The following is an 8,708-nucleotide window of genomic DNA, read 5'->3' as shown; positions in this document are numbered from 1 at the left end:
GTTTCAGAAAAAGAGTTATCTAAAACTGAAACTGTTGTTAGTTCGATTCCTTATTTTGAAAAAATAATAGAGGATGTAGGAATGTGGAGTTAATTTTCAATAGATTATCAGTTGTGAGTTAGTAGTTTTATATAGCAACCCTAAATAATTCTTGGAAAAAACTGTAGGGGTTTGCTTTCCAAATCCCTTATTGGTTTGTGTTTGGAGACCAAACCCATACGAGTAAATTTTACAACTTATTTAGTATTAAAATATAGAATTTATCAAGTTACTGAAATACAATTTTTTTCCTGATTTTCTATTCACTATTTCCTAAATTACTGCTACTCCCTACTGCCCACTCCCTAAATAGGATTTATCAAGTTACTAAAATACAACTTTTTTCCTGATTTTCTATTCCCTATTTCCTGAATTACTACTACTCCCTACTCCCTACTCCCTACTCCCTACTCCCTACTCTGTCAAATAGCAATGAATAACCAACTTGATTCTCAACAAAAAAGTTATTATGAACTGCTACGATATCTACTTTTAAATATAGAAAACTTTCAAATATCATCCAAAATTAAATTAGAAACAAACTTACCCCAAAAAGTTAGAAACCTAATTAAAACTTATTTTGGTACTTATAAATCTGCTTGTGAATTTGCTAACCAAATATTCTTAGAACTTTATCAACCAGGAACCATAAAAAAATACTGCCAACAAAGCCAAATAGGGAAAAAATTACCAACTGCATTTTATATTCATATCTCAGCTTTAGAAAAACTTCATCCTTTTCTACAACTTTACGAAAATATCGCTCATCATTTATATTTGAAATCTCTTTCTCACCAAAAAACTGATGCCAAAACCATAACATTAATCAAATTTAATTTTGATAAACCAACAATTTCTTATTTACACTATCCAGATTTTAATATTCACCCTCATCCTGCCTTAAAAAATAGCATTTCTATTAATCTGAATAATGGAAAAGTTGAACAGAGAAATTACAGTAATAGTGAAAATCCTCCGGTTCTGCATCGGAAAGAAACTTTTGTTACTCCTGAATATCGCCACTATCAAAAATTTGCTAAATTAACCTCTGCTGAAGTTAAACTCGGACTGTTAGATAATACTCGTTTAATTGGTACTCGTCAAGGATGGTTAAAACACCTAAAAAATCATGGCATAGAAATTAAAGACCATCGTGTAATTCAACATACTATTGAAAAACCAATTCCGCAAATAGAACGTCATAAAGCTGCTATAGTTCGTAAAAAAATTTCTAAACCAGTACGTTTAGCTCTAGAAGCAAATTTATTTACAGAAAACACAACCTTTTTTGACTATGGTTGTGGTCATGGCGAAGATATTAAATTTATTAATCAAAAAGGTTATTTAAGTGCTGGTTGGGATCCTTATTATTTGCCAGAAACTTCTTGCATTGCTGCTGATATTGTTAATCTTGGTTATGTAATTAATGTGATAGAATCTTTAGCCGAACGTAGGGAAGCTTTGATTAAATCTTGGCAGTTAACTAAAAAAGTTTTAATTGTTTCTTCTTTAGTATTAGTTAATGATAGTAAAACTGAAGGAAAACTTGCTTATGGAGATGGCATAATTACATCTCGTAAGACTTTTCAAAAATATTATGAACAAGAAGAATTAAAATCTTATATTGACCAAGTTTTAAATGTAGATTCAATTCCTATTGATTTAGGAATTTTCTTGGTTTTTAGAGATGAAGCAGAAGCTCAAAATTTCCGCGCATCTCGATTAAGAACTCGTTTATCTACCCCCAGAATTAGTTGTAAAAATAAACGCTTTGAAGATTATCAAGAACAGCTTATTCCTTTGATGAACTTTATGAGCGATCGCGGTCGTTTACCAGTTAGAGGAGAACTTGCGGAAGAAACAGATTTAATTGCAGAATTTGGTACTTTTCGTCGTGCTTTCCAGGTAATTCTTCAGGTAACAAACTATCAAGAATGGGATGCTATAACCGATAAACGCCGTCAAGATTTCTTAGTATATCTGGCTTTAACTAAATTTGGTAATCGACCAAAATTTTCCCAATTATCCGTAGTAGTCAGAAATGATATTAAAGCTTTATTTGGAAGTTATACAAACGCCTGCACTTTAGCTGATTTAATGTTATTTAGTTTAGGTGATTCTGATTTAATTAGCAAATGTTGTCGAAATAGTTCTATTGGTTATAAATCTACTAATTTTTTGTTAGTTCATGTTTCGGCTATAGTCAAACTTGACCCCTTATTACGACTTTATGAAGGTTGTGCTAATCGTACAATTGGTAGATTAAATGAAGTAAATATCGTTAAATTTCATTATAAGTTACCAATAATATCTTATTTATTTTATCCCGACTTTGATAAAGAAGCTCACCCAGTTTTACATACAACAATGAATGTTGATTTGCGAGACTTGAGCGTGAGCTATCAGGATTATACAAAAGAATATAATCCACCAATTTTGCATAGAAAAGATGCTTTAGTTACTTCAGATTATCCCCACTATGAAAAATTTGCTAAACTGACAGTACAAGAAGAAGATAGAGGACTTTTAAATAATTTCAAACAAATTCAAAATAGACTAGGATGGCTCAAATGTTTAGAAGAAAATTGTACAGAAATTAAAGGTCATCGTCTTTATTGGCGTAACGATGTTGACCCTTATCAATTAAAATTATTAAAATCTACTGATGCTGCTCGAAAGCGCAAAAGAAAACAATAAATAATCCCCCTAAATCCCCCTTTGTAAGGGGAACTTTTTCTTGGCTATTCCTTTACAAAGGAGAGTTTTTTCTTGACTCCCTTCTTGCAAAGGGGGGATATAAAAATGGATATAAAAACGACTAATTATTGTTATCATATTATAAAATTTATATATTATTTTTATAAGTGATTTTTTTTAAGTCTTTAAGAGTATTGTAAACATAAATCAAAGATAATGATTACTATTAATTTAAAACCATAAATTGAAGCTAAAATCAAAGAAAAAGCTAAATTCTAATACTTATCAATTGAAAAATATATTGAAACTTTAATAGAAAAAGAAATTGAAAATATTGTTTCTGAAGTTGACGAAACATCCTACTTATTGAAAAGCAAAACCAACAAAAATAGACTATTAAATGCTGTGAAAAATGTCGAACATAAAACCAATTTAATTGAACTTTCATTAGAATAAATCGAGTGAGCAAAAGAATAGTATTTGAAACTTCTGCTTTTTCATACTTTACTGAATGGGTGAAAATTGATAAAAAAATTAATCAGAAAATAATCACTCTAATTAGGACTTGTGTATGAAAATATCAAAGCTTTATTTGTAAAACCTTTTAGCATTTTTAGGTCTCAAAAAAGTACCAGCTTTCTAAGTCTTTCAAGCTAAAAAATCTAGGATTTTCTACCATAATTAGCCTATTTTTCGGGAACCGTAAATCAACGGATAATTCTTCCTCCTACCTCTTCTATAATTCCTATTCCTCCTGGATTCACCGATTCTGGATTATGGCTTCTCCCCGCTCCTAAAAGACTTTTTAAGCAAACCCTAATTAAAGATATTGACCGTTCTTCATTTTCTGGTTTACCTAAACCAAAACCTCTTAAATCTGAACTTAGTGGTTATTGCTCAAGACGTATCAATAACGAACACCATTTAGTTTATAAAGTAACTAATGATGAAATTATTATTATTGCCTATAAATACCATTATGAGTAATAAAAGAAATTCTGAAATTTAATCCAGAAGGTGAAACTACTGGTCAAGCAATTCTTCTTGAAGTTGTTCAATCTGGAAAAAATCCACTTTGCTCTAATTTAGATTTTTGTATAGTAAAGTTTTAATATTAATTTTTCCCTAAACTACCTCGCTTCATTTGTTCTCTTTCAATAGCTTCAAATAAAGCTTGAAAATTACCTTGACCAAAACCAGGAGTTTCCATTTTTTTACCATTTACCCACACAATTTTACGTTCAATAAATTCAAAAAATACTGTTGGTTGCTTAAATATTGGTTGAGTAAAAATTTGTAGTAGCATTGCTCCTGGTATACTCTTTTGCCAATCTAGCAAAATTTCACAATCTTGAACTTTTTGCCAGTCAGTTTCTGATAAACAACTTAATGCTTTCTTTTCCAAACTAGAATAATATGTTCCTGGAACTTGTAAAAAAGGTAAACCAAGCGATCGCAACTCTTCTACCACTCCCAAAATATTCTCTGTCCGTAAAGCAATATGTTGTATCCCCGCACCACAGTTAGCATCTAAAAATTCTTGAATTTGAGAATTAGGGGATGTAGGTTCATTGATCGGAAATTTTACTTCTCCCTCTGGGTGTATCATCACTTGACTACGCAAACCAGATTTTTTTGTCTGAATATCAAAATTTTGATGAGGTTGGAAATCTAAGATTTGATGATACCAGTTAAAAGCAGATTTTAAATTGTCCTCAGCTACATTCAAAACTACATGATCGATCGCTACAATATTTCTAGAAAGTTGTTTGGGAGAATTAAAAATTTGTGCATTATCAATTTTTTCGATTAAAGTATGAGTCAAGTCTCCCCATCCAGAAATTTTTGCCCACTTCAAACCTTGTAAGTTTTGTTGAATAGGTTGCAAAATATTTCCTCCGTTAACTGCTGCTTTTGTCACAACTGAGTTAATATCTCCAACCCGAAAAGCTACATCAGCGACTCCAGGAGGATGTAAACTCAGAAAATTAGCAACCGGACTTTTTGATGTGATAGCAGAAGATAAGGCAAAATATACTTGACCTCTGTTGATAATTTCTTTTTGAGTGTGTTCACTGGTTTGAGAAGCAATAGACTTAAAACCTAATTTTTCTCTAAACCACTCTCGTGACTCTATAGCATTTTCAACGTAGAAATGAATATGATCAAATTCCATAATCAACTTTTATAGCAAGCGTGATAAATTTTTGTTAGAAATGGTAGAGACGTTGCATAGTCCCTACTAACTCTTTTCCGTATAGTGCTCCGCGCAGGGAACAGGTATAGGGGGAACACTTAACTGGGAGAATAAATTGCCTATAATATAAAGCTTTGAGCTGCTTGGACACCTGCTGCAATTTGTAAATATTAAGTGCTGCTATAGATGTCAATTATTTTCAGGACTTACCCATGCGCAACGCAATTTTGTCATGGCGCGACTCGCAGCTTTGCGATAGCAAGCGACAGCGTTTCGCTCCGCGACATGAATGGGTCGCAGTCCGTCAGGATAGCAATCTCAAACCCCTATTTTTCCTACCTCATGGCTTTAGTCCTAATTTTAATCAAAATGTTATCAGGACTTACACGGGAGGAACCCGGTTTCTAGGAGAAGTAGTTGTTTTGAACAATAGACCCTTACAAGAAACCGGGTTTCTGGGTTCCTCCTGGGTAAGTCCTAATTAATGCAGCTTGCGTATTTTCTAGACTCTCTACTCCCTACACCTCCCACATTCGCTACACTCTCCTACTCCCTACTCTCTTAAAAGAATAAATGACTATCTGGTTGAATATTAATTTCCATTGGTACCGCTTGGGGTTCTGCATTGAGAGCAAACATAATAGCATCAGCAGCAGTTTCCGAACTGAGCATTTTAGAGCGATCAACTTTCAGACTAACGTTATCCCAAAAAGGAGTGTTCACTCCTCCAAAATAGAAAAGAGTCACTTTGATACCATAACGTCGCAACTCATCTGCCATACATTTGCTTAATCCTACCAAACCAAACTTAGAAGCACAATAAACACTTCCCATTGCCATTGAATGTTTCCCAAGAATCCCCACCACATTACAAATATGACCTGATTTTTGTGCTTTCATAATATTAGCAGCAGCTTGGCAAGTGTAAAAACTACCTTTCAAATTTAGGTCAAGCATCATATCCAGGTCAGCAGGTTCAATTTTGTTCCATTGTTTGAGAATACCTGCTCCTGCTGCATTAACTAAAACATCTATTCTACCAAAATGATTGGTAGCTTTTTCCATCAGGATTTCTACTTCTTGGGGGTTAGTAATATCTGTAGGTACAGTAATAATTTCGGTAGTAGATATTTGGGTGAATAAAGTATCTAATTTATGATTATCTCTGGCAGCCAAAACTAATTTAGCCCCAGAATTTCCTAATTTTTCTACCAGGGCTGAACCTATACCTCCAGTCGCACCAACTATTACTATAACTTTGTCCTTCATTTGCTTTTTCGTTACTTTTCTTTACATAATTTTTTATGATATACCACTATGTATAATTCTAAATTCTGACTTAATTTCAGAACCTATACTTCAAATCTTGTAATAAATTATACCTGAGCTTCCCTTTGACAAAACGGTTATAATTTTTATCAACTGTCTAAATCAGGAACATTGATTATGTCTAATATCCGAGAAGAAATGCCTGTATTAGTCCGCCATGAAGGAATTTGGCAGGGAATATATACAATAATAGATAATCAAGGAAATATTATTGATCGACACAGTTCCTACTTAACTTGTCAATTTCCAGAGAATGTAGAATATCCTTATTATCAAACTAATCGTTATGAATGGGCGAATGGTAAAAAAGAAGAATATCAATTTCCGGGAACGTATCGAGATAAAAAGATTTGGTTTGATACAGAAAGGTTGGATGGTTATGCTTGGGAAGCAGATAATTCAACAATTATTTTGTGGATAACTTATAAAGGAATGGCAGATTTTTATATCTATGAAATGATTAATATTAGTGCTGATAATAATCATCGCGCTCGAACTTGGCATTGGTTTCAAAACGATCAAATTGTCAAAAGAACAGTTATTAAAGAAGAAAGAGTTCGGTTAAATGAAAAGCCTAAATTCCCCTAGTTAGGAAAGGTAAGCATTTAGCCGTCAGCTCTCAGCGATTACTTTCAATTTTAGTTTTAGATAAAAGCTTTGCTAATTGAGCCAGAATTAAATCTTAACTAAAAAAGCTGACTTGAAAGCCTATATTCCATTGAAAATCTCTTCTGTTAGTGAGAGCTGACAGCTAATAGCTGAATGGTTATTAGGAAAGTAATAATTTCATCATTTTTTGGTTATTAACTAACTTAAATTATTGGGAATACTGAAATGACTAATCTATATGAAAAAGATTTTGTGCAATGGGCAGAAGAACAAGTAAAAGCTTTGAGTGAACATAATGAAAAGTCACTTGATTGGGAGAATTTGAAGGAGGAAATAGATAACTTGGGAAAAGAGCAAATTAACGCAGTTCATAGCTTTTTAAAGCCAATTATAATTCACAAGTTAAAGTTAGATTACACTAACGAAATTTCATCACGCAGACATTGGATGGATGAAATTGATGATTTCCAAGATTAAATTGAGATCAGACTGACAAATACTCTATTAAATAAAATAAATATTCAACCTGAATATGAACGAGCAAAGCGTAAATTTTTAAAAGTTTATGATGTTAATTTACCTGATATCTGTCCTTATACTTTTGCAGATTTGATGAAAAGATTGCCATAAAATTGACTATGATTATATTTTTAGGACTTACGCACCAAAAGAAGAAATCCGGTTTGTTACCATAATTATTCAATCAGGAAATTTCCTTAATAAACCTGATTTTTGCGTAAGCCCTATTGAGATTACGGTTCAAAACATTGCTGCCCAATATCAGTATTGTGAAGCATCCAATTATATCCTAGTTCTCCCTTAGTTCGGAATAACAAAAGCGACCCAGTGTCTGTCCAAAAAGGACCGTGAGGAATATGAGCAGGTCTCCAGAAATAACCATCTTGTCTCATGGTTGAGTAACGCCGATTAAATGGATCGTCATTCATCGCCCAATGACCATGAATACTCCCTATAATCATATAAGCTTCTTCAGTGGTCGGATGTCCTCCGAGAAAGTTTCCTTCAATAAACATCGGAACTAAACCAAGTATCCAAGTATCGCGACCGGTCTCTTTATTTGAAGAAAGACTTCGTCGCGCAGCACCAGGAGGTAAATATGAATATTTCGTAGTTTCCCAAGGCATTGACTTGATTTCCTTAATCGGGATATAGTCACGAACAGCGACAGCACTCTGAGCTAGCTTGTGATAGACTGAATTTTCAGGAATTTGAGGGAGTTGAGCATAGGGTTCAGTCACATAAATAGGTGTAGCTTCTGGCATCCATAATAATATGCTATCTTCCTCTGCTATCCATGGTCCGATGGGTACACCAGCAGGGATATAGGAATATGATAGCTCTCGCAGAGGGAAACCTCCCTGTTTGACTTTCCCCTTCAGCACAAATAGTTCTAAATTTTCAGTGAAGTGTCCGATAGGAGCAGTCCATCCCTTCCTAATATGTACTCGTTGAGTTGATTCACCTGTATTGATATCTGCTGAGAGAATTTGCGTCTTTGCTGCTTCACCATTAATAAAATTATCGACTGTAAAGTTGACTTTGGGAAATTCTATAACTGAGTTCAAAGATTCCTCAGATTCTACATGGATTCTTCCAATAGAAGTTTGTGCAGCAGCAGAAATATTTGTCTGAAGCTTTGGTTTTGTTTGCATCAAGAAACCTCTTCTAATACCTATTGTTTTATAGCAATGCATGAGGATGGTAAGGTACACTTAACACCTACTGCAGTTCAGCCTTCGTTTGCTGTAACAACCACCGAAGGTTGTGTTACTAAAGTTACTAAATAAAATTTTGTACCTCACGCGCGGGCGTGAAA

At 33.6% G+C, this 8,708-nt stretch carries 7 protein-coding genes; 4 read left to right on the top strand and 3 right to left on the bottom strand.

The window, feature by feature from the left end:
* Nucleotides 1-411 precede the first annotated feature (411 nt).
* On the top strand, nucleotides 412-2,736 hold the full coding sequence (locus VKJ25_RS06140; RefSeq protein WP_324235744.1) for a DNA phosphorothioation-associated putative methyltransferase: 2,325 nt from the start codon (nucleotides 412-414) through the stop codon (nucleotides 2,734-2,736).
* A gap of 714 nt (nucleotides 2,737-3,450) precedes the next feature.
* Nucleotides 3,451-3,723, top strand: a complete 273-nt coding sequence (locus VKJ25_RS06135) for a Txe/YoeB family addiction module toxin (RefSeq protein WP_324235743.1) — start codon at nucleotides 3,451-3,453, stop codon at nucleotides 3,721-3,723.
* 127 nt (nucleotides 3,724-3,850) lie between these two features.
* Here VKJ25_RS06135 and hppD read toward each other — a convergent pair whose 3' ends face one another.
* Nucleotides 3,851-4,912, bottom strand: a complete 1,062-nt coding sequence (hppD, locus tag VKJ25_RS06130) for a 4-hydroxyphenylpyruvate dioxygenase (protein ID WP_324235741.1) — start codon at nucleotides 4,910-4,912, stop codon at nucleotides 3,851-3,853.
* A 582-nt stretch (nucleotides 4,913-5,494) separates the two neighbouring features.
* Nucleotides 5,495-6,202 carry an SDR family oxidoreductase gene (locus tag VKJ25_RS06125; RefSeq protein ID WP_324235740.1) on the bottom strand — a complete coding sequence of 236 codons (708 nt, stop codon included), beginning with the start codon at nucleotides 6,200-6,202 and terminating at the stop codon, nucleotides 5,495-5,497.
* A gap of 177 nt (nucleotides 6,203-6,379) precedes the next feature.
* Here VKJ25_RS06125 and VKJ25_RS06120 point away from each other — a divergent pair, with 177 nt between their 5' ends.
* Nucleotides 6,380-6,850, top strand: coding sequence for a DUF3598 family protein (locus VKJ25_RS06120; RefSeq protein WP_324235739.1), 471 nt, complete (start codon nucleotides 6,380-6,382; stop codon nucleotides 6,848-6,850).
* A 246-nt stretch (nucleotides 6,851-7,096) separates the two neighbouring features.
* Complete coding sequence (locus VKJ25_RS06115; RefSeq protein ID WP_324235738.1) at nucleotides 7,097-7,348, top strand: DUF29 domain-containing protein; 252 nt, start codon at nucleotides 7,097-7,099, stop codon at nucleotides 7,346-7,348.
* Nucleotides 7,349-7,623: 275 nt separating this feature from the next.
* Here the strand turns inward: VKJ25_RS06115 and VKJ25_RS06110 are convergent, their stop codons facing one another.
* Nucleotides 7,624-8,544: a DUF4437 domain-containing protein gene (locus VKJ25_RS06110; RefSeq protein ID WP_324235737.1), complete on the bottom strand. Its 921-nt coding sequence runs from the start codon at nucleotides 8,542-8,544 to the stop codon at nucleotides 7,624-7,626.
* Nucleotides 8,545-8,708 lie beyond the last annotated feature (164 nt).

This window comes from Okeania sp. (assembly GCF_035285525.1).
Lineage (GTDB): Bacteria > Cyanobacteriota > Cyanobacteriia > Cyanobacteriales > Microcoleaceae > Trichodesmium.
Note: the sequence above shows the minus strand (reverse complement) of the source record. Positions and strands in the feature narration are given on the sequence as shown.

Excerpts from the sequence above, each read along its gene's own strand:
- VKJ25_RS06120 (WP_324235739.1), top strand. The coding sequence starts at position 6,380 with ATGTCTAATATCCGAGAAGAAATGCCTGTATTAGTCCGCCATGAAGGA.
- VKJ25_RS06110 (WP_324235737.1), bottom strand. The coding sequence starts at position 8,544 with ATGCAAACAAAACCAAAGCTTCAGACAAATATTTCTGCTGCTGCACAA.
- VKJ25_RS06125 (WP_324235740.1), bottom strand. The coding sequence starts at position 6,202 with ATGAAGGACAAAGTTATAGTAATAGTTGGTGCGACTGGAGGTATAGGT.
- VKJ25_RS06115 (WP_324235738.1), top strand. The coding sequence starts at position 7,097 with ATGACTAATCTATATGAAAAAGATTTTGTGCAATGGGCAGAAGAACAA.
- hppD (WP_324235741.1), bottom strand. The coding sequence starts at position 4,912 with ATGGAATTTGATCATATTCATTTCTACGTTGAAAATGCTATAGAGTCA.